Consider the following 18,025-nt stretch of genomic DNA (forward strand, 5'->3'; position numbering starts at 1 on the left):
ACTCATGATCATCGACGCTCATCTGCACGTGTGGGACCGATCCCGCGCGCGCTACGACTGGCTCGGTCCGCACCTGCCCGAGGTCGATCGCGACGTCGCCTTCGACGAGATCGGCCCTGTGCTGGCGCGCCTCGGCGTGCGCGGCGCCGTGCTGGTGCAGTCGGCTGACAACGCCGAGGACACCCGGAACATGCTCCGCGAGGCGGCGTCGGCGCCCATCGTCCTCGGCGTGGTCGGCTGGGTTCCGCTCGAGGCGCCCGACCGCGCGCGAGAACAGTTCGCCGCGCTCGCCGCCGAGCCGCGCATCGTCGGCATCCGAAACCTCATCCACGACCGACCCGACCCCGATTGGGTGCTCGCTCCCGCGTTCGGCGAGGGACTCGCTCAGCTCGCACAGCACGGGATGCCATTCGACTTCGTCACGGCGAACCCCGCGGCCCTGAGCCGACTCGACCGCATTGCCGCCGACCATCCCACGGTGACGTTCGTGCTCGACCACCTAGCGAAGCCGCCGATCAACGGTGATGCCGACGCGCACGCGGCGTGGGAGAGGGCGCTGCGCGCGGTGGCCGCACGCCCGAACGTCGTGGCGAAGGTGTCGGGGCTGTATTCTGCGGTCGGCGCCGAGGACTCGTGGACGCAGGGCGCCCTGGACCGCGTGGTCGACGTCGCCGCCGACGCGTTCGGTGCCGAGCGGTTGATGTACGGCGGCGATTGGCCGATGTCGCTGCGAGCCGGTGGGTATGAGCGCGTCCTCGACGGCATCCGCTCCGCGACCCGGGGCTGGTCCGCCGCCGCCTCGGAACAGTTGTGGTGGCGCACCGCCGCCCGCACATACGGCCTCGATGTCTTGGCATCCGGAGACGATGAGGGATGAGACGCGTCGCACAGCGCGTCGACCTGCCCCTCGAGAACCGCGAGGAGTACGTCCGGCTGCACGCGGCGGTCTGGCCCGCGGTCGAGCAGGCGCTCACCGCCGCGGGGATCCGCAACTACAGCATCTTCCTCGACGGGACCGACCTGTTCGCGTACTTCGAGGTCGAGGACCTCACGACGCTCGAGCAGGCGAGCGCCCGCGTCGCCGCCGACCCCGAGACGCAGCGCTGGTGGACCCTCACCGACCCGCTGCAACGGCGCCGCGAAGGCACCGCGGAGGGCGAACAGTGGTTCACCCTCACCGAGGTGTGGCACCTGGATTGAACGAGACGGCCCCGAGCCGGGAAACTCGGGGCCGTCTGCGTCAGCGACGGACTCGGAGGCGCGTGACGCCGCCGTCGATGTCGATATTGGCTCCCGTCAGCGAGGGGAGCGAGGGGTTGGCGGCGTGGAGGATCGTCGCCGCCACCTCGGCCGAGCTCACCAGGTGACCCGTGGCCTGTCTCGCATCGAGCGCGGCGCGCTCCGCCACGGGGTCGTCGAAACGGGAGAGCATCCGGTCGACGAACGGCGTGTGCACCGTTCCCGGGCTCACCGCGTTGACGCGAATGCCGTCAGCTACGTGATCGGTTGCCATCGCGAGGGTGAGCGAGAGGACCGCTCCCTTGGACGCCGAATACAACGCGCGGTCGGGCAGCCCATTGTGGGCGGCGATCGAGCATACGTTCACGATGGCGGCGCGCTCCGACCGGCGTAGCCAGGGGAGGGCGGCGGCGCTGGCCCGCGCCATTCCCACCACGTTGATGTCGAGCACGCGCGCCCATTCGGCGTCGTCGTTGTCTTCGACGGTCCCGATGGCGCTGATGCCGGCATTGTTGACGAGCACGTCGATGCCGCCGAGGCTCTGCGCGGCGAGGTCAATGGCCGCGGATACCTCGCCGCGGTCGCGGAGGTCGGCGGTGACCGAGACGGCTCCCGTGAGGGGGGTGTGGTCGGAGACATCGAGGATCGCCACGTGTGCACCCGCGTCGAGAAATGCTTCGCCGGTGGCCCGCCCGATCCCCGAGGCGCCGCCGGTGACGACGACGCGTAGTCCGGTCCAAGCGCTCATGCGTTCACGAATCGCTGACGTGCGCGGCCGAGGCCGTCGATCTCGAGCTCGACCACATCGCCGTCGCGCAGGTAGGTGAAGTCGTTGACGCCGAGCGCCACACCCGCGGGAGTGCCCGTGTTGATGATGTCGCCGGGCCTGAGCACCATGAACTGCGACAGGTAACGCACGACCTGCAGGACGGGGAAGATCTGGTTCGCGGTCGAGCCGTCCTGCTTCGTTTGGCCGTTGACCCTCAGACGAAGGCCCAGGTTCTGCACGTCGTCGATCTCGTCGGCGGGAACGAGCCACGGACCGAGGGGATTGAACCCCTCGCAGTTCTTCCCCTTGTCCCATTGGCCGCCGCGTTCGAGCTGGAACTCGCGCTCCGAGACGTCGTGGGAGAGGGCGTAGCCGGCGATGGCGGCGGCGGCCTCGGCATCCGACTCGAGGTACCGGCCCTCGCTGCCGATGATGACAGCGAGCTCGACTTCCCAGTCGGTCTTGGTCGATCCGCGGGGGATGCGCACGTCGTCGTGGGGGCCGCCGACGGTGTCAGCGGCTTTCAGGAACACCACGGGCTCGACGGGAGGCTCCGCGCCCGTCTCGGCGGCGTGGTCGCGATAGTTCAGCCCGATGCACACGACCTTGCCTATCGATGCGATCGGTGCACCCCAGCGTTCGTCGTCGCCGAACTCGACGCGGGGCAGGGTGCCGGCCGCGAGAGCCGCACGCGTGCGGGCGACGCCGTCGGTGGAGAGGAATTCTCCGTCGATGTCGGACGTGAGAGGCGTCAGGTCGTAGTCGGCGCCGTCGTGCGTGACGACGGGCCTTTCGCCGCTGATCGGGCCTCGACGCGAAAAATGCATGACGGTCACTTTCCCGGCGGCGCCCGCTGCCCCGCCGTTACGCTCATTCATCCTATCTATTCACCACTGTCCCTGGTCGGCGTGGTGTAGCCGGAAGTTCTCGTCCGATTTCATGCGGGCGAGCTTCGCGGAGCCTCACCGGTGCCCGCAGGGAACTCAGGTCTTCTGAGATATACGTCACATGAATGGGCACGATCGGAGGTCTCCTGGTGCGGGTATGACATGCTGCGAACTCCCCGACCGGTCGCTCCCCGAGTCGCCCTCGGCGTGCCGCGGTCGGACCGGGTACAGTGGCAGCGTCGCGACTGGCGTTGAGGTGGGTAACCACCGGGGAGCGACCGCTTGACGGTATTCGACCGCACGCCTGGGTCGATGCGGTATCTTCGCGGGCTCGCCGAGTCCGCGGCATCCGGAACCATCGTCAAGGAGATCGCATGACCGATCCGTACTTCAACGCCCCCCTCTCCGAGGTCGACCCCGAGATCGCCGAGGTCCTCGAGCGCGAACTGAACCGTCAGCGCGGTTTCCTCGAGATGATCGCCTCCGAGAACTTCGTCCCGGTCTCGGTGCTGCAGTCGCAGGGCTCGGTGCTGACGAACAAGTACGCCGAGGGTTACCCCGGTCGCCGCTACTACGGCGGCTGCGAAGAGGTCGACGTCGCGGAGTCGCTGGCGATCGAGCGGGCCAAGGCCCTGTTCGGCGCGGAGTTCGCCAACGTCCAGCCGCACTCCGGTGCCTCGGCGAACGCGGCCGTGCTGCACGCCATCGCGCGCCCGGGCGACACGCTGCTCGGCCTCGCCCTCGACCAGGGCGGTCACCTGACCCACGGCATGAAGATCAACTTCTCGGGTCGCCTCTACGACATCGTCGCGTACGGCGTCGACCCCGAGACCAGCATCATCGACATGGACGAGGTGCGCCGCCTCGCCGTCGAGCACAAGCCGAAGGTCATCATCGCCGGCTGGTCGGCCTACCCCCGCCAGCTCGATTTCGCCGCCTTCCGCGCGATCGCCGACGAGGTCGGCGCCCTGCTGTGGGTCGACATGGCGCACTTCGCCGGCCTGGTCGCGGCGGGCGTGCACCCCTCGCCGATCCCGCACGCCCACGTCGTGTCGACCACCGTGCACAAGACGATCGGCGGCCCCCGTTCGGGCCTCATCCTCACCAACGACGCCGACCTGGCCAAGAAGATCAACACCGCGGTCTTCCCCGGTCAGCAGGGCGGCCCGCTCATGCACGTCATCGCCGCAAAGGCCACGGCGTTCAAGCTGGCGATGACGCCGGAGTTCACGGAGCGCCAGGAACGCACCCTGCGGGGCGCCTCGATCCTCGCCGACCGCCTCACCCGGGACGACGTGAAGAACGCCGGCATCGCCGTGCGCTCGGGCGGCACCGACGTGCACCTCGTGCTCGTCGACCTGCGCGAGGCCGAGATCGACGGCAAGCAGGCCGAGGACCTGCTGCACGACATCCACATCACGGTCAACCGCAACGCGGTGCCCAACGACCCGCGCCCGCCGATGGTGACCTCGGGTCTGCGCATCGGAACCCCGGCGCTGGCGACACGCGGCTTCGGCGACGCCGAGTTCACCGAGGTGGCCGACATCATCGCGCTGGCACTCATCCCCGGCGCCGACATCGAAGCCCTGCGCGCGCGCGTCGCGGCGCTGGCCGACGCGTTCCCGCTGTACCCCGACCTGCAGCAGTGAGCCCGTGCTGGGGCGGGGTCCGCGTGGGGCGGCCCCGTCCCGGCATCCGGTGCTCTCCGCGTCGGGCTCGCGGCGCGGCAGTCGCGCGGTCCCGACCGGCCGTTGCGCGGTCCCGGGCGTCGATAAACGGTGTTCCTGTCGAGACACGGTGCCAGGCCGCGTGTCTCGACAGCATCGGCGTTTATCGGTGCGGTGATACCGGCGACGGCGACGGCGACGGCGACGGCGCCCGACGCACCAGCCACGGCCGGGACCGCGGCAGCGACACCATCATGAGAACGACAGACACAGAACGAGGGATGCCATGACGGCGACGATTCTGGACGGAAAGGCCGCGTCCGCGGCGATCAAGGCCGAGCTCGCGGAGCGCGTCGCGGCGCTGCGCGCGAAGGGCGTCGTCCCGGGCATCGCCACCGTGCTCGTGGGCGCGGACCCCGCCTCGCAGCTCTACGTGGGCATGAAGCACAAGCAGTCCGAGGCGATCGGCATGAACTCGATTCAGGTCGAGCTGCCGGCCGAGGCCACGCAGGACGAGGTCGAGGCCGTCATCGACCGGCTCAACGCCGACCCCGCGTGCCACGGCTACATCGTGCAGCTGCCCCTGCCGAAGCACATCGACACCGACGCGATCCTCGAGCGCATCGATCCGGCGAAGGATGCCGACGGCCTGCACCCCACCAACCTCGGGCGTCTCGTGCTCAACGTGAACGCCCCGATCCACACGCCCCTGCCGTGCACGCCGCGGGGCGTGATCGAGCTGCTCGCGCGCAACGACTACGACCTGACGGGCAAAGAGGTCGTCGTCATCGGCCGCGGCGTCACGATCGGTCGCTCGATCGGGCTGCTGCTGACACGTCGCGAAGTCAACGCCACGGTGACCCTCACCCACACCGGCACCGCCGACCTGGCGACGCACCTGCGTCAGGCGGACGTCATCGTCGCCGCCGCCGGCGTCGCCCACATCGTGCGCGCCGCCGACGTCAAGCCCGGCGCCGCGGTGCTCGACGTGGGCGTCACGCGCCGGATCGACCCCGAGACCGGTGCGTCGCGGGTGTTCGGCGACGTCCATCCCGACGTCGCCGAGGTGGCCGGCTTCGTCTCGCCCAACCCGGGCGGTGTGGGGCCCATGACCGTCGCCCTGCTGATGACCAACGTGGTCGAGGCGGCCGAGCGGGCGGCATCCGTCTGAAAACGGCTGTGCCGGCGTGCGCAGGGACGCGGCGCGGGGATCGCCCCGGCCGGGCGTCCGCGGACCGCGGCGACGCGACCCGCACGCCGTCGATCGGTGAACCACGGCGTGCGCGGCGCTGAACACACGGGATGTCGCGCGCAATGGGGGAGGCGCCGGGCCCCGGGACGTGTCAGAGTTCTCGTATGACTGAGTCCGTGCTGAACGACCTCCTCCGCCGCGTCACCGAGAGCGGCCTGCTCGACGACGCCCAGATCGACGAAGACAGCGTCATCGGCTCCGGACACCTGGATGCCGCCGGCGTCGAGGTCGAGGTCGACCTCGACCCCGAGATCGACGACGAGGACGAGCCCGACCTGGACGCCATCCTGTCGAACCTCAAGGATGTGCTCTCGGTGGGCGAGGACCGCTGGCGCGCGATCGTCGAAGAGGTCGCGAGCGACATCGAGGACGCGCTCGACGACGACGAGCTCGATGCCGACGTCGACCTGCGCACCGACCTCGAGGCGATCGGGGTCGGTGTGTTCGCCGACGCGATCATCGTCGTCTTCGCGGGCCAGACCTCGTTCCCCGACGCCCTCGTGCACGTGCAGCTCACGCCCGAGCTCGAGGTCGAGGACATCGAGATCGTCGGCGACGACGAGGACGAGGACGACGACGAGGACTGACTCGTGACGAAGGGGCCGGACGGAGGCGTCCGGCCCCTTTCGCGTACCCGGACCGGCGGGGCGGTCGGCCGGCGGGGTGGGCCGGTCGGCGGGGTCGCGGTGCCGGGACGGCCGCCGGTCGGTGCCCCCTCGCGGTGCGCGAGACTCCGGAGGAACCGGCTCGGAACGGTCTTCGCGTCGCCGCTCCGGGCCCCGCGGGCGAGATCTCAGGAGTTCCGCGCGCGTCTCCCCGCGCTCAGTAGCTGTCCCGGCGGCTTGCGCGAGCGGTGACGAAGCGTGCCGCCAGCGCCTCCGAGGCCCGGGCCAGCAACGCCACGTCCGCGCCGACCGCGACGAAGTCCGCCCCCGCGGCCAGGTAGGCCTCGGCCACCGCGGGATCGAATGCGTTCACGCCGACCGGGGTGCCGGCATCCCGGCACGCGGCGAACACGGCGTGCACCGCCGCGACCACGTCGGGGTGCGACTGCCGACCCAGAAGGCCCATGGACGCCGAGAGGTCCGACGGGCCGACGAAGACGGCATCCACCCCCTCGACGGCGGCGATCTCGGCCGCGGCGGCGACTCCGGCGGTCGTCTCGATCTGCACGGTGAGCGAGACGTGGTCCGCCGCGGACGCGAGGTAGTCGTCGACGCGGTTCCAGCGGGCGCTGCGGGCGAGGGCGCTGCCGACGCCGCGAACCCCCGCGGGCGGGTAGCGGGTGGCCGCGACCGCCGCGCGCGCCTCGTCGGCGGACGACACCATCGGCACGATGAGGTTCTGCGCGCCCACGTCGAGTACGCGCTTGATCGTGACGGCGTCGTTCGACGGCACCCGCACCACCGGGACGACCGGGTACCCGGCCGTGACCTGCAGCTGCACGAGCACCTGTTCGACCGAGGTCGCCGAGTGCTCCATGTCGACGAGCAGCCAGTCCAGGCCGGCGCCCGCGGCGATCTCGGCGACGACCGGATGGCCGGTGCACAGCCACATCCCCGCGAGGGGGCGATCGGATGCCGCGAGCGCGGCGCGGAAGGTGGGGCTCAGACGAAGCGACACGTGATGGTTCCCATCGGTCCGAAATCGCACAGCACGTCGTCGCCGCGCGACACCCACATCGGGCGCGTGAACGATCCTGCCAGGATGATCTCGCCCGCCTCCAGCCGCGCCCCGTGCTGGTGGAACTTGTTCGCGAGCCACGCGACGCCGGTTGCGGGGTGGCCGAGGACGCCCGCGGCGACCCCGGTCTCCTCGATCTCGCCGTTAAGGCTGAGGACGCCGGGCACCCACCGCAGGTCGATCTCGTCGGGGCGCTTGTGAACGTCACCGAGCACCATGGCGCCGTAGGCGGCGTTGTCGCTGATCGTGTCGACGATGGTGCGGCCCTCGAGCTCGATGTGGGAGTTCAGCACCTCGAGCGCCGGAACGGCGTAGTCGATCGCGGCCAGGGCGTCCTCGAGGGAGCAGTCGGGACCCTCGAGCGGCGCCTTCAGGACGAAGGCGAGCTCGACCTCGATGCGGACGTTCGAGAAGTGGTCCACCGGGATGTGGTCGCCCGAGCGGTAGACCGTGTCGTCGAACATCACCCCGTAGTCCGGTTCGGAGATGCCGGTGGCCTGCTGCATCGCCTTGGACGTCAGGCCGATCTTGCGGCCGACGAGGGTGCGACCCGCGGCGATCTGCGTGTCGCGCCAGCGGCCCTGGATCGCGTACGAGTCCTCGACCGCGGCATCCGGGTAGCGCGCGGTGATGCGCGGGATGACCGAGTGCGTGCGATCGGCCTCGGCGAGTTCGGCCGCGATCGCGTCGATCTGTTCTTCGGTGAGCATGGGTTCCTCCGTAGTCCCGCGCGCGAGGCGCCGGAAATCGTCGCCCGGGGGCGATCCCAGGCGACACACGCCGGCGACTCGCGCGAGATGCGTGTCAGAGCTGATTGCCGAGCTTGAACTCGTTCTCGGGGGCGCGGGTGTAGCTGAAGCCGTCCGCGCCGATCGTCACGGCCATCTCGCTGGAGTCCTCGCGGGCGCGGACCGGTTGAGGGTTGCCGTCGAGGTCGAGCACGAGGGATCCCTCGGTGTACCAGGACGGGACGACGGGGTTGCCCCACCAGTCGCGACGCTGGTTGTCGTGCACGTCCCACGTGATGACGGGGTTGTCGGGGTCGCCGGTGTAGTAGTCCTGCGTGTAGACCTCGACGCGGTGGCCGTCGGGGTCGCGCAGATACAGGTAGAACGCGTTCGAGACGCCGTGGCGACCGGGGCCGCGTTCGATGGCATCCGATCGGCGGAGGGCGCCGAGTTTGTCGCAGATGGCGAGGATGTTGTGCTTCTCGTGCGTGGCGAAGCAGACGTGGTGCATGCGGGGTCCGTCGCCGCCGGTCATGGCGGTGTCGTGCACGGTGGGCTTGCGGCGCATCCAGGCGGCGTAGACGGTGCCCTCGTCGTCCTGGATGTCTTCTGTGACGCGGAAGCCGAGCGACTGCATGAAGTTCACCGCGCGGGGCACATCGGGGGTGATCTGGTTGAAGTGGTCCAGGCGCACGAGCTCGCCGGGGGAGTGCAGGTCGTAGCGCCACGACAGGCGCTCCTGGTGCTCGGTGTCGAAGAAGAACTCGTACGGGAAGCCGAGGGGGTCGACCACGCGCACGGAGTCGCCGATGCCCTTCGTGAAGCCGTTCGCCTCGCGGCGGACGTCGCACCCGAGCTCGGTGTAGAACGCGACCGCCCTGTCGAGATCGTCGGCCGAGCGCACCCGGTACGAGAACGCCGCGACGGCGGCGATCGGACCCTGGCGGAGCACCAGGTTGTGGTGGATGAACTCCTCCGTCGAGCGGAGGTAGATCGCCTCGTCGTTCTCTTCGGTCACGTGCAGGCCCAGGATGTCGACGTAGAAGACCCGGGATGCCGCGAGGTCGGTGACCACCAGCTCCATGTAGGCGCAGCGCAGGATGTCGGGCGCGGGCGAGGTGGGCGTCGGGATGGGGGTGGAGGCCTCGATGGGGGCCTCCTGCGAGACGAAGAATCCCGAGGAGGTGCGGGTCATCTGGCTGCGGTCTGTCATCTCAGGCTCCCTTGCCGAAGGTGGGGTTGTGGGCGGGGCCGAGCGTGATGTGCACGGCCTGCTGGTCGGTGTAGAAGTCGATCGAGCGGTAGCCGCCCTCGTGCCCCAGGCCCGAGGCCTTCACGCCGCCGAAGGGCGTGCGAAGGTCACGGACGTTGTTGGAGTTGAGCCACACCATGCCGGCCTCGACGTTCTGCGCGAACAGGTGCGCGCGCTTCAGGTCGTTGGTCCAGACGTAGGCGGCCAGGCCGTATTTCGTGTTGTTCGCGAGGGCCAGGGCTTCCTCGTCGGTGTCGAACGGGGTGATCGCCACGACCGGGCCGAAGATCTCCTCCTGGAAGATGCGCGCGTCGGAGGGGACGTCGGCGAACACCGTGGGGCGGACGAAGTTGCCCTCGTCGAAGCCCTCGGGCCGCCCGCCGCCGGCGACCAGACGTCCCTCGGTCTTGCCGAGCTCGACGTACGACATGACCTTGGCGTAGTGCTCGGGGTGGACGAGGGCCCCCACCTCGGTCGCGGGATCGTCGGGGTAGCCGACCGTCACGCGGTCGGCCTGGGCGGCGTAGCGCGCGACGAAGTCGTCGTAGACGGAGCGTTCGACCAGGATGCGGCTTCCCGCGGTGCAGCGCTCGCCGTTGAGCGAGAACACGCCGAAGATGGTCGCGTCGATCGCGGCGTCGAGGTCGGCATCCGCGAAGACGATGGCCGGGCTCTTCCCTCCGAGCTCCATCGACAGTCCCTTCAAGAAGGGCGCGGCGTTGGCGAAGATGAGCTGGCCCGTCGAGCTCTCGCCGGTGAACGAGATGAGCGGCACATCGGGGTGCTTCACGAGGGCGTCGCCGGCATCCTCTCCGAGGCCGTTGACGAGGTTGAACACGCCCTCGGGCAGGCCCGCCTCCTCGAAGATGCCGGCCCACAGCGAGGCGGACAGCGGGGTGAACTCGGCGGGCTTCAACACCACGGTGTTGCCGGTGGCCAGCGCAGGACCCAGCTTCCACGACTCGAGCATGAACGGGGTGTTCCACGGCGTGATGAGGCCGGCGACGCCGATCGGCTTGCGGTTGACGTAGTTGAGCTGACGACCGGGGACCTTGAACGCGTCGTCGGTCTGGGCGACGATCAAGTCGGCGAAGAAGCGGAAGTTCTCGGCGGCGCGGCGGGCCTGACCGAGAGCCTGCGTGATCGGCAGGCCCGAGTCGAAGGATTCGAGCTCGGCCAGGCGCTCGTCGCGTGCCTCGACCAGGTCGGCGACGCGGTGCAGCACGCGCGAGCGCTCGCGCGGCAGCATCCGGGGCCAGGGTCCCTCGGTGAAGGCCGTGCGCGCGGCGGCGACGGCGCGGTCGATGTCGGCCTTCTTGCCGGCGGCGGCGGTGAGGTAGGTGCGGTTGGTCACCGGGTCGAGCACGTCGAAGGTGTCGCCGTCGACCGAATCGACGAACGAGCCGCCGATGTAATGCCGGATGCGCGGGGGCAGATCGGCCGGGATCCGACGGGCGGTGCTGAGCGGGGTGGTCATGATGCTCCTTCGGTGAAGAGGGGTGGATGCCGGCCGGCCCGCGGGCAGCGACGTCGATGTCGTCGGGGTGCGAGGTCGCGGCATCCGGGATCAGAAAGCGGGGAGGCCGAGCACTTCGTCGGGGTGCTCGTGGATCATGTAGGCGTCGAGGGTCGCGGAGCGGTGGCGTCGCGAGACCTTCTCGATCTCGGCGAGAGGAGCACCGCGCTCGATGAGCACGAGGATGTTCTCGTGCTCGCGCACCGATTCGGCCGCGCGGCCGGGGACGAAGCTGAACGTCGAGTCGCGCAGGTGCCCGAGACGGGCCCACTCGGCCTGCACCAGCTCGAGCAGGCGCGGATTGGCGCACTTCTCGAACAGGATGGCGTGGAATTCCTGGTTCAGCGCGGTGAACGCGCGCGGGTCGAAGTGCTCGAGCGTCTCGACCATGAGCTCGTTGATGCGGCGGGCGCGGCGCACGTCGTCGGTCGTCAGCGCCCGGGCCGACAGCGCGGTGGCCGCTCCCTCGAGCAGGCTCAGCGCCTGCATGCTGAAGCGATAGGCCGTGTCGTCGACCATCGACACGCGCGCTCCGACGTTGCGCTCGAACATCACGAGACCCTCGGCCTCGAGCTGGCGGATCGCCTCACGCACCGGCACGACGCTCATGTCGAGCTCCCCGGCGATCGAGCCGAGCACGAGCCGGTAGCCGGGGGTGAACTCCTGCGACGCGATGCGCTGTTTGATCCAGTGGTACGCCTGCTGCGACTTGCTCTGGCTGGGCGCGGTGGTGCCGCTCGCGGGGGCGGCGGAGCCGGGGGGCGGCGTGAAGGGGCTCTGACCGGCGGTGACGCCGAGGGGGTCCGACACGGTCGAGCCGTCGGCATCCATCAGGCGTTCCCCTCGCTCTCGTAGCGGGCGCGCCATTGCGTGTTCATCGGGAAGAGCCCCTCGATCGGATGACCGGATGCCACCTGCGCGGCGATCCACGCGTCCTCGTCCTCCTGGGCGAGGGCGGCGTCGACCACCTCCTCGGCGAGGGCGGGCGGGAGGACGATCACGCCGTCGCCGTCGCCGACGAGGATGTCGCCGGGCTCGACGGTGGTGCCGCCGCAGCCGACGGCCACGTCGGTCTCCCACGGCACGTGCCGGCGCCCGAGGACGGCGGGGTGCGGACCGGCCGCGAAGACCGGGATGCCGACCGCGGCGACGGCCTCGGCATCGCGGACGCCGCCGTCGGTGACGATCGCGGCGGCCCCGCGGGCGTGGGCGCGGATCGCGAGGATGTCGCCGAGGGTGCCGGAGCCGGTCTCGCCGCGGGCCTCGATGACGATGACCTCGCCCGCGCCGACCGCGTCGAAGGCGCGCTTCTGGGCGTTCTGCCCGCCCCCGCGCGCGGCGAAGAGGTCTTCGCGGTGCGGAACGAACCGGAGGGTGCGCGCGGTGCCGACGAATCGGCTGCCCGGGGTGAGGGCGTGCACGCCGTCGATCGTGACGTCGTTCAGACCGCGCTTGCGCAGCTGGCCGCTGAGGGCCGCGACCGGGACGCGTTCGAGTTTGGCGCGGAGGGCGGGGGAGAGGGCGGGGGGCGGGGTCGCGGCATCCATCGCCTTCGCGCCGGCGTCCGCGACGTCGCCGGTGTGGGGCGCGGCGGCATCGGTCACGAGAACAGGGGATGCGACGGGAACAGGCTGGTCGGCGAGGTTTTCGCCTGTTGTGGTGGCATCGCCTGTTCTCGGCGCGGTGTGGGGCGCGGCGGCATCGGTCACGAGAACAGGGGATGCGACGGGAACAGGCTGATCCGCGTGCTTTTCGCCTGTTGTGGTGGCATCGCCTGTTCTCGGCGCGGTGTGGGGCGCGGCGGCATCGGTCATGAGAACAGGGGATGCGACGGGAACAGGCTGATCCGCGGGGTTTTGGCCTGTTCTGGTGACATCGCCTGTTCCCGTGGCAGCAGCAGCAGCAGCAGCAGCAGCAGCGGTGGTGGTGGTGGCGGTGGCGGCCGCCTCGGCCGAGCCCCAGGCTTCGACGCGCTGCGACTCGTCGGCCGCGGGGAGCGAGCCGATCGTGGCGTCGAAGGACCGAGTGCCCTGCACCACCGTGGTGCGGAGCCGGCCGGTCGAGAGGGTTCCGGCATCCACCTGCACTTCGACGACCTGGCCGGGCGTGACGACGGAGGATCCGGCCGGGGTGCCGGACAGGATGACGTCGCCGGTCTCGAGGGTGAAGTGCTGCGACAGGTCGGCGACGATCTGCGCGAGCGAGAAGATCAGCCCCGCGGTGGTGTCGTCCTGCACGAGGGCGCCGTCGACCCAGGTGCGCAGGCGCAGGGCGGCGGGGTCGACGCGGCGGGCGTCCAGGAGCGCGGGACCGAGGGGGGTGTAGCCGTCGCCGCCCTTGGAGCGGACGTTCGAGCCCTTGTCGTTCGCGCGCAGGTCGTACAGGCCGAAATCGTTGGCGGCGGTGACGGATGCCACGTGCTCCCACGCGGTGTCCGGGGCCACCCATCGCGCGGGCTCACCGATGACGAGGGCGATCTCGCCCTCGAACGCGAGCAGCTCGGTGCCCGCGGGGCGCACGATCTCGTGATCCGAGGGGGCGAGCGAGCTGGACGGCTTGAGGAAGTACGACGGCGCGGCCGGTCGGCGTCCGCGCTGGTCGGCGCGCGAGCCGTACGAGAGGTGGACGGCCACGATCTTGCCCGGGCGGGCGCCGAGGACGGCGAACCGGGGGTCGGTGTCGGTCATGGAAGCTCCCTTGCGTCGTATTTGAAATCGTATACGATGACCAGCGCCCCAGCAATCCACGCCTCGTCACCGACGACGACGTCCGGGGCTCGACGATGACGTCTCGAAGGAGTCCCCATGTCCCGCTCACAGCCGCCCGGCTTCACGGCCACCGGCACCATCTCGACCCCGAAGGACCGCCGCCGGGTGGTCTTCGCCACCGTCGTCGGCACCACCGTCGAGTGGTACGACTTCTTCCTGTACGCCTCGGCCGCCGGCCTCGTCTTCGGGCAGCTCTTCTTCGCTCCCGCCGGCCCCGGGATCGCCCAGATCCTGTCGTTCCTGACCGTCGGTCTCAGCTTCCTCTTCCGCCCCCTCGGAGCCTTCCTCGCCGGGCACCTCGGCGACAAGTACGGCCGGCGCGTCGTGCTGATGATCACGCTCGTGCTGATGGGAGCGTCGACGACCCTCATCGGCGTGCTGCCGACCTACGAGGTCATCGGCGTCGCGGCCCCGGTGCTGCTGATCCTGCTGCGCGTGTTGCAGGGCATCTCGGCGGGTGGAGAGTGGGGCGGCGCGGTGCTCATGGCCGTCGAGCACGCCCCCAAGACCAGGCGCAGCCTCTTCGGCGCCTCGCCGCAGCTGGGCGTGCCCCTGGGCCTGCTGCTCGCCAGCGGCATGCTCGCGCTCATGGCGCTGATCGCCCCGGGCGACGCGTTCCTCGCCTGGGGATGGCGCGTGCCGTTCCTGCTGTCGTTCGTCCTCATCCTCGTCGGGTACTACATCCGCAAGAAGGTGGAGGAGAGTCCGGTCTTCGTCGAGATCGCCGAGCGCAAGGAGCAGACCCGGATGCCGATCGTGCAGCTGTTCCGCAGGCACGCGCTGCTCGTGATCATCGCCGCGTTCGTCTTCGCCGGCAACAACGCCGTGGGATACATGACCACGGGCGGGTACATCCAGCGCTACGCCACCAACCCCGACGGCCCGCTCGGGCTCGCGACCGCCGACGTCCTCGGCGCGGTCACCCTGTCGGCGGTGTCGTGGTTCGTCTTCACCTGGATCGGCGGGTGGATGGGCGACAAGGTGGGGCGCCGCAACACGTACATCATCGGGTGGATCAGCATGATCGTCGCGATCCTCGCGCTCTTCCCCCTGGTCAACTCCGGCAGTGTCGTGCTCCTGGCCGTGGGGCTCATGCTGCTCACGGTCGGCCTCGGTCTGACGTACGGTCCCCAGGCGGCGCTGTACGCCGAGCTGTTCCCGGCATCCATCCGCTTCTCGGGGGTGTCGATCGCCTACGCCCTCGGGGCGATCCTCGGCGGAGCGTTCGCCCCGACCATCGCCACGGCGCTCGTGGATGCCACGGGGACGACCGACTCGGTGACCGTGTACCTCGTGGGAATGGCGGCGCTCGGCCTGGTGGCCACCCTGCTCCTGCGTGACCGCAGCGGCATCCCCCTCGGTCCCGACCACGAGGTCGAGCAGACGGTCAGCCCGGTGCGGGGCCTGTCGCGCGTGTGACCGACGACCTCGGCCCCGTCGCGCTCCGGCGCGGCGGGGCCGTTCGGCGTGCGGGGGTGTGCCGGGCTCCGGAGCCGTGTGGGCGGCGGCGCCGAAGGGGCGGCTGTGCCCGGCTCCGGGGCTGCGCGTGCGCCGAGGCCACCCGCGCGCGCGGGGCGCCGATCGCGCCGGTTCCCACGGAGCTCGGCACGCCCGCCGCATCAGCGCGCCGCGATCTCTTCCCAGAACGGCGCGACGACCGCAGCGCTCACGCGCAGGTCCAGCAGCAGGAAGAGGCGGTCCGACTCCCGGCGGGCGACCCAGGATGCCAACGCGTCGAGGTCGTCGACCGACTCGACGACGACGCCCTCGGCGCCGAACCCGCGCGCGACGGCCGCGAAGTCGACCTGGGGGATGAGCATGGGGTCGGGGTGCAGTCCCTTGACGCCGTAGTTGAGCACTTCGGCGCCGTACTGCGCGTCGTTCCACACCACCGCGATCCCGCGGCCAGCGGCCACGCGGATCGCCGTCTCGAGGTCGGCGAGGGCCATCAGGCCGCCGCCGTCGCCCGTGCTGAGGACGATCGCGGAGTCGGGGCGGGCGATCGCGGCGCCCGGGACGCTCGGAAAGCCGAGGCCGATCGACTGATACGCGGTGCCCACCATGAGCATGCGGTCGGGGGATTCGACCGGCCAGTACATGTTCGACCAGCCCATGAAGTGGCCGCCGTCGTGCACGACGACGCGGTCGGCGGGCAGGAGCTCGGCGATGCGGGCCGCCGCGGTGCGCGGGTCGAGACGGCCGTCGGGGCCGACCGACTGACCGGCCGGCTGGCGCCGGGCGGCCTCGAGGTCGAGGCCTGCTCCCCAGGTCGACGGCGATGAGCCCCGACCGCGCAGACGCCGGACGATCTCACGGGCGACGTCGTCGGCGTCGCCGCGGACGTAGCCGCCGACGTGGGGGTGGGTCGCGGTCGGTGCGAGATCGACCTGGAACACCCGCGCTCCGGGCGCGAAGAGCTCGCCGAAGCGCATCGTGAACTGGTTGAGGCCCGCGCCGAACACGACGGCGACATCGGCCTCGCGCACGAGCTGCATCGCGCCGGGTGCGCCGAACCCGCCGGCGACACCGAGGTCGCGCGCCGGGTCGGAGAAGAGACCACGTCCCAGGGCGCTGGTGGTCGTGAGGGCGCCGGCGAGGGCGGCGATCTCGTCGAGGGTCGCTCCCGCGCCGGCGAGCCAGGCTCCGCGCCCGCCGAGCAGGACGGGACGCTCGGCACCGGCGAGGGCGTGGACGATCTGATCGATGACCCGGTCCGCGTAGGCGTCGAGGGGCGGGTGCTCCGGCGTCACCCGGGGCGCAGCTCCCGGGGCCGTGGCATCCGGGATCTGTCCCGCCTCCCGGGTGGTGACGTCGTAGGGGATGCCGATCACGACCGGCAGCCGGTAGGTGAGGGCGTGCTCGATGGCGATGACGATGGTCGCCGCGGCGTCGCGGTGGCCCACGGTGTAGGTGCGGGCGCCGACGGCCGCGGCCAGGGCGATCTGGTCGACGCCCCAGGGGCGCGGGCCCGAGGTGGGCTCGTCGCCGACGATCAGCACGAGCGGGGTGCGCGCCTGCACGGCCTCGGCGAGCGCCGTCAGCGTGTTGGTGAAGCCGGCACCGTAGGTGGCGGTGGCGGCGGCGAGCCGTCCGCAGGCGCGGTAGTGCGCATCGGCGGCGACCACGCCGGCGGCCTCGTGCCGGACGGCGACGAAGCCCGAGGTGGTGTCGCGGCCCAGGGCGTCGAGGAAGTAGGCGTTGCCGTTGCCCATGACGCCGAAGACGGTGTCGATGTGGTGGGCGAGGGTGTGCGCGACGTGCGCGGAGACGGTGGGCATGGCGAACGGGACCTTTCGAGACGGGACGGAGGGATGCCGTATGTGTCTCGCGGATGCCCGCTACGTGCCCTTTTTTCGAGCAGCGACGCACGGCCTCGTGCGCCTGACGGGTTCGAGTATAGGGGTGACCTTCTCGGGCGCGCGACGCATTCTGCAGGATTCGACGCGGGTGCGCCGTGCATGAAGCGCAGGCGGAATCGACGGTGTTGCGCGCAATGCCCGGTGGTCCTCTCGCGCGGTCTACAGGGCCCCGCGGATGGCCTCGGCCGCGACGGTCAGTCGGGTCGCGATGACGGCGTCGTCGATCTCGGTCGACACATGCACGGCGGCGACGGCCGCGGGCTCGCGTCCCTGCACGGCCAGCGGTACCGCCACCGCGCGCAGAGAGGGGACGACCTCGTCGTGGCTCGTCGCCCACCCGTGATCGGCGGCCGCGGCGACCTGGGCGGCCAGACGCGCGTCGACCGTGTCGGGCCACTGTCGCGGAGGCAGCTGCGCGAGGATCGCCCGACCGGGGGCGCCCCGGGTGACCGGATGCCGCGACCCCGGCCGCTGGGCGACGGCGGTGACCGCGTGCCGGGGCTCGACGCTCGCGAGCGTCACGCACTCGTCGTGGTCGAGCACGACGAGGAAGCACGTCATGCCCAGGTCGTTCGCGGCCGCGGTGAGCTCGGGCAGGGCCTCGGCCTGCAGGTCGGCGGCGACCCCCGCGGCCAGGGCGGCCAGGCCGGTTCCCAGGCGCATCGCTCCGGCGGCATCCCGGGTCACCAGTCCGTGGTCCTCGAGCGTGCGCAGCAGGCGGTAGGCCACCGAGCGGTGCAGCTGGACACGGGCGGCGAGATCGTCGATCGTCAGCGGGGCGCGGGCCTCGGCGAGGGTCTCGAGAAGGCGAATGCCGCGACTCAGCGTCTGCGAGGCCGGGGCGGCGTCTTGCCGGGGAGACACGGGTCCGTTAGCCTCTCGTTCGATAGGTGAACGTCGCGTTC

Annotated in this window: 16 protein-coding genes and 1 riboswitch; of the genes, 6 read left to right on the top strand and 10 right to left on the bottom strand. The window is 71.0% G+C overall.

The window, feature by feature from the left end; genetic code table 11:
• Positions 1 to 4 precede the first annotated feature (4 nt).
• Together ACIPVB_RS05780 and ACIPVB_RS05785 are read left to right on the top strand one after the other, a co-directional pair.
• Entirely contained in the window at positions 5 to 877 is an 873-nt protein-coding gene (locus ACIPVB_RS05780) for an amidohydrolase family protein (RefSeq protein WP_400367565.1), read from the top strand.
• Positions 874 to 1,200 carry an L-rhamnose mutarotase gene (locus ACIPVB_RS05785; RefSeq protein ID WP_400367566.1) on the top strand — a complete coding sequence of 109 codons (327 nt, stop codon included), beginning with the start codon at positions 874 to 876 and terminating at the stop codon, positions 1,198 to 1,200. Before ACIPVB_RS05780 ends, ACIPVB_RS05785 begins: the two co-directional genes overlap by 4 nt.
• A 40-nt stretch (positions 1,201 to 1,240) precedes the next feature.
• Here ACIPVB_RS05785 and ACIPVB_RS05790 read toward each other — a convergent pair whose 3' ends face one another.
• Together ACIPVB_RS05790 and ACIPVB_RS05795 are read right to left on the bottom strand one after the other, a co-directional pair.
• Positions 1,241 to 1,987, bottom strand: coding sequence for an SDR family NAD(P)-dependent oxidoreductase (locus ACIPVB_RS05790; RefSeq protein ID WP_400367567.1), 747 nt, complete (start codon positions 1,985 to 1,987; stop codon positions 1,241 to 1,243).
• A complete protein-coding gene (locus ACIPVB_RS05795; RefSeq protein ID WP_400367568.1) occupies positions 1,984 to 2,835 on the bottom strand; it encodes a fumarylacetoacetate hydrolase family protein in 852 nt (283 codons plus the stop codon). The genes ACIPVB_RS05790 and ACIPVB_RS05795 overlap by 4 nt, the downstream gene beginning before the upstream one ends.
• 291 nt (positions 2,836 to 3,126) lie before the next feature.
• A riboswitch (ZMP/ZTP riboswitch) is annotated at positions 3,127 to 3,212 on the top strand.
• Positions 3,213 to 3,269: 57 nt separating this feature from the next.
• Between ACIPVB_RS05795 and glyA the strand changes: the two genes are divergently transcribed.
• The 3 genes from glyA to ACIPVB_RS05810 all read left to right on the top strand — a co-directional run bounded on the left by glyA (position 3,270) and on the right by ACIPVB_RS05810 (position 6,401).
• Positions 3,270 to 4,544 carry a serine hydroxymethyltransferase gene (gene glyA, locus ACIPVB_RS05800; RefSeq protein WP_400367569.1) on the top strand — a complete coding sequence of 425 codons (1,275 nt, stop codon included), beginning with the start codon at positions 3,270 to 3,272 and terminating at the stop codon, positions 4,542 to 4,544.
• A 304-nt stretch (positions 4,545 to 4,848) separates the two neighbouring features.
• Positions 4,849 to 5,733, top strand: coding sequence for a bifunctional methylenetetrahydrofolate dehydrogenase/methenyltetrahydrofolate cyclohydrolase (locus ACIPVB_RS05805; protein ID WP_400367570.1), 885 nt, complete (start codon positions 4,849 to 4,851; stop codon positions 5,731 to 5,733).
• Positions 5,734 to 5,918: 185 nt separating this feature from the next.
• On the top strand, positions 5,919 to 6,401 hold the full coding sequence (locus tag ACIPVB_RS05810; RefSeq protein ID WP_400367571.1) for a cytochrome C5: 483 nt from the start codon (positions 5,919 to 5,921) through the stop codon (positions 6,399 to 6,401).
• 235 nt (positions 6,402 to 6,636) lie between these two features.
• Here the strand turns inward: ACIPVB_RS05810 and ACIPVB_RS05815 are convergent, their stop codons facing one another.
• From ACIPVB_RS05815 to ACIPVB_RS05840, 6 genes are all read right to left on the bottom strand, one after another.
• Positions 6,637 to 7,437, bottom strand: coding sequence for an aldolase/citrate lyase family protein (locus ACIPVB_RS05815; protein ID WP_400367572.1), 801 nt, complete (start codon positions 7,435 to 7,437; stop codon positions 6,637 to 6,639).
• Positions 7,422 to 8,207 (bottom strand): fumarylacetoacetate hydrolase family protein, encoded by a 786-nt coding sequence (locus ACIPVB_RS05820; RefSeq protein ID WP_400367573.1) that lies wholly within the window; start codon positions 8,205 to 8,207, stop codon positions 7,422 to 7,424. The genes ACIPVB_RS05815 and ACIPVB_RS05820 overlap by 16 nt, the downstream gene beginning before the upstream one ends.
• 94 nt (positions 8,208 to 8,301) lie before the next feature.
• Complete coding sequence (gene hpaD, locus ACIPVB_RS05825; protein WP_400367574.1) at positions 8,302 to 9,438, bottom strand: 3,4-dihydroxyphenylacetate 2,3-dioxygenase; 1,137 nt, start codon at positions 9,436 to 9,438, stop codon at positions 8,302 to 8,304.
• 1 nt (position 9,439) lies between these two features.
• Complete coding sequence (hpaE, locus tag ACIPVB_RS05830; RefSeq protein ID WP_400367575.1) at positions 9,440 to 10,954, bottom strand: 5-carboxymethyl-2-hydroxymuconate semialdehyde dehydrogenase; 1,515 nt, start codon at positions 10,952 to 10,954, stop codon at positions 9,440 to 9,442.
• A gap of 90 nt (positions 10,955 to 11,044) precedes the next feature.
• Positions 11,045 to 11,824 carry a GntR family transcriptional regulator gene (locus ACIPVB_RS05835; RefSeq protein ID WP_400367576.1) on the bottom strand — a complete coding sequence of 260 codons (780 nt, stop codon included), beginning with the start codon at positions 11,822 to 11,824 and terminating at the stop codon, positions 11,045 to 11,047.
• Positions 11,824 to 13,680, bottom strand: a complete 1,857-nt coding sequence (locus ACIPVB_RS05840; RefSeq protein ID WP_400367577.1) for a fumarylacetoacetate hydrolase family protein — start codon at positions 13,678 to 13,680, stop codon at positions 11,824 to 11,826. The genes ACIPVB_RS05835 and ACIPVB_RS05840 overlap by 1 nt, the downstream gene beginning before the upstream one ends.
• A gap of 117 nt (positions 13,681 to 13,797) precedes the next feature.
• Between ACIPVB_RS05840 and ACIPVB_RS05845 the strand changes: the two genes are divergently transcribed.
• Positions 13,798 to 15,180 (top strand): MFS transporter, encoded by a 1,383-nt coding sequence (locus ACIPVB_RS05845; RefSeq protein ID WP_400367578.1) that lies wholly within the window; start codon positions 13,798 to 13,800, stop codon positions 15,178 to 15,180.
• Between the two features lie 200 nt (positions 15,181 to 15,380).
• Here the strand turns inward: ACIPVB_RS05845 and ACIPVB_RS05850 are convergent, their stop codons facing one another.
• Both ACIPVB_RS05850 and ACIPVB_RS05855 read right to left on the bottom strand, forming a co-directional pair.
• Positions 15,381 to 17,039, bottom strand: coding sequence for a thiamine pyrophosphate-binding protein (locus tag ACIPVB_RS05850; protein ID WP_400367579.1), 1,659 nt, complete (start codon positions 17,037 to 17,039; stop codon positions 15,381 to 15,383).
• A 240-nt stretch (positions 17,040 to 17,279) separates the two neighbouring features.
• Positions 17,280 to 17,984, bottom strand: a complete 705-nt coding sequence (locus ACIPVB_RS05855) for an IclR family transcriptional regulator (RefSeq protein WP_400367580.1) — start codon at positions 17,982 to 17,984, stop codon at positions 17,280 to 17,282.
• Positions 17,985 to 18,025: the final 41 nt, after the last annotated feature.

The sequence above is a fragment of the Microbacterium sp. NPDC090007 genome, assembly GCF_044748345.1.
GTDB lineage: Bacteria > Actinomycetota > Actinomycetes > Actinomycetales > Microbacteriaceae > Microbacterium.

What these genes read in the sequence shown, in the direction of transcription:
- ACIPVB_RS05780 (WP_400367565.1), top strand. Translation starts at nt 5, where the DNA reads ATGATCATCGACGCTCATCTGCACGTGTGGGACCGATCCCGCGCGCGC.
- ACIPVB_RS05785 (WP_400367566.1), top strand. Translation starts at nt 874, where the DNA reads ATGAGACGCGTCGCACAGCGCGTCGACCTGCCCCTCGAGAACCGCGAG.
- ACIPVB_RS05790 (WP_400367567.1), bottom strand. Translation starts at nt 1,987, where the DNA reads ATGAGCGCTTGGACCGGACTACGCGTCGTCGTCACCGGCGGCGCCTCG.
- ACIPVB_RS05795 (WP_400367568.1), bottom strand. Translation starts at nt 2,835, where the DNA reads ATGCATTTTTCGCGTCGAGGCCCGATCAGCGGCGAAAGGCCCGTCGTC.
- glyA (WP_400367569.1), top strand. Translation starts at nt 3,270, where the DNA reads ATGACCGATCCGTACTTCAACGCCCCCCTCTCCGAGGTCGACCCCGAG.
- ACIPVB_RS05805 (WP_400367570.1), top strand. Translation starts at nt 4,849, where the DNA reads ATGACGGCGACGATTCTGGACGGAAAGGCCGCGTCCGCGGCGATCAAG.
- ACIPVB_RS05810 (WP_400367571.1), top strand. Translation starts at nt 5,919, where the DNA reads ATGACTGAGTCCGTGCTGAACGACCTCCTCCGCCGCGTCACCGAGAGC.
- ACIPVB_RS05820 (WP_400367573.1), bottom strand. Translation starts at nt 8,207, where the DNA reads ATGCTCACCGAAGAACAGATCGACGCGATCGCGGCCGAACTCGCCGAG.
- hpaD (WP_400367574.1), bottom strand. Translation starts at nt 9,438, where the DNA reads ATGACAGACCGCAGCCAGATGACCCGCACCTCCTCGGGATTCTTCGTC.
- hpaE (WP_400367575.1), bottom strand. Translation starts at nt 10,954, where the DNA reads ATGACCACCCCGCTCAGCACCGCCCGTCGGATCCCGGCCGATCTGCCC.
- ACIPVB_RS05835 (WP_400367576.1), bottom strand. Translation starts at nt 11,824, where the DNA reads ATGGATGCCGACGGCTCGACCGTGTCGGACCCCCTCGGCGTCACCGCC.
- ACIPVB_RS05840 (WP_400367577.1), bottom strand. Translation starts at nt 13,680, where the DNA reads ATGACCGACACCGACCCCCGGTTCGCCGTCCTCGGCGCCCGCCCGGGC.
- ACIPVB_RS05845 (WP_400367578.1), top strand. Translation starts at nt 13,798, where the DNA reads ATGTCCCGCTCACAGCCGCCCGGCTTCACGGCCACCGGCACCATCTCG.
- ACIPVB_RS05850 (WP_400367579.1), bottom strand. Translation starts at nt 17,039, where the DNA reads ATGCCCACCGTCTCCGCGCACGTCGCGCACACCCTCGCCCACCACATC.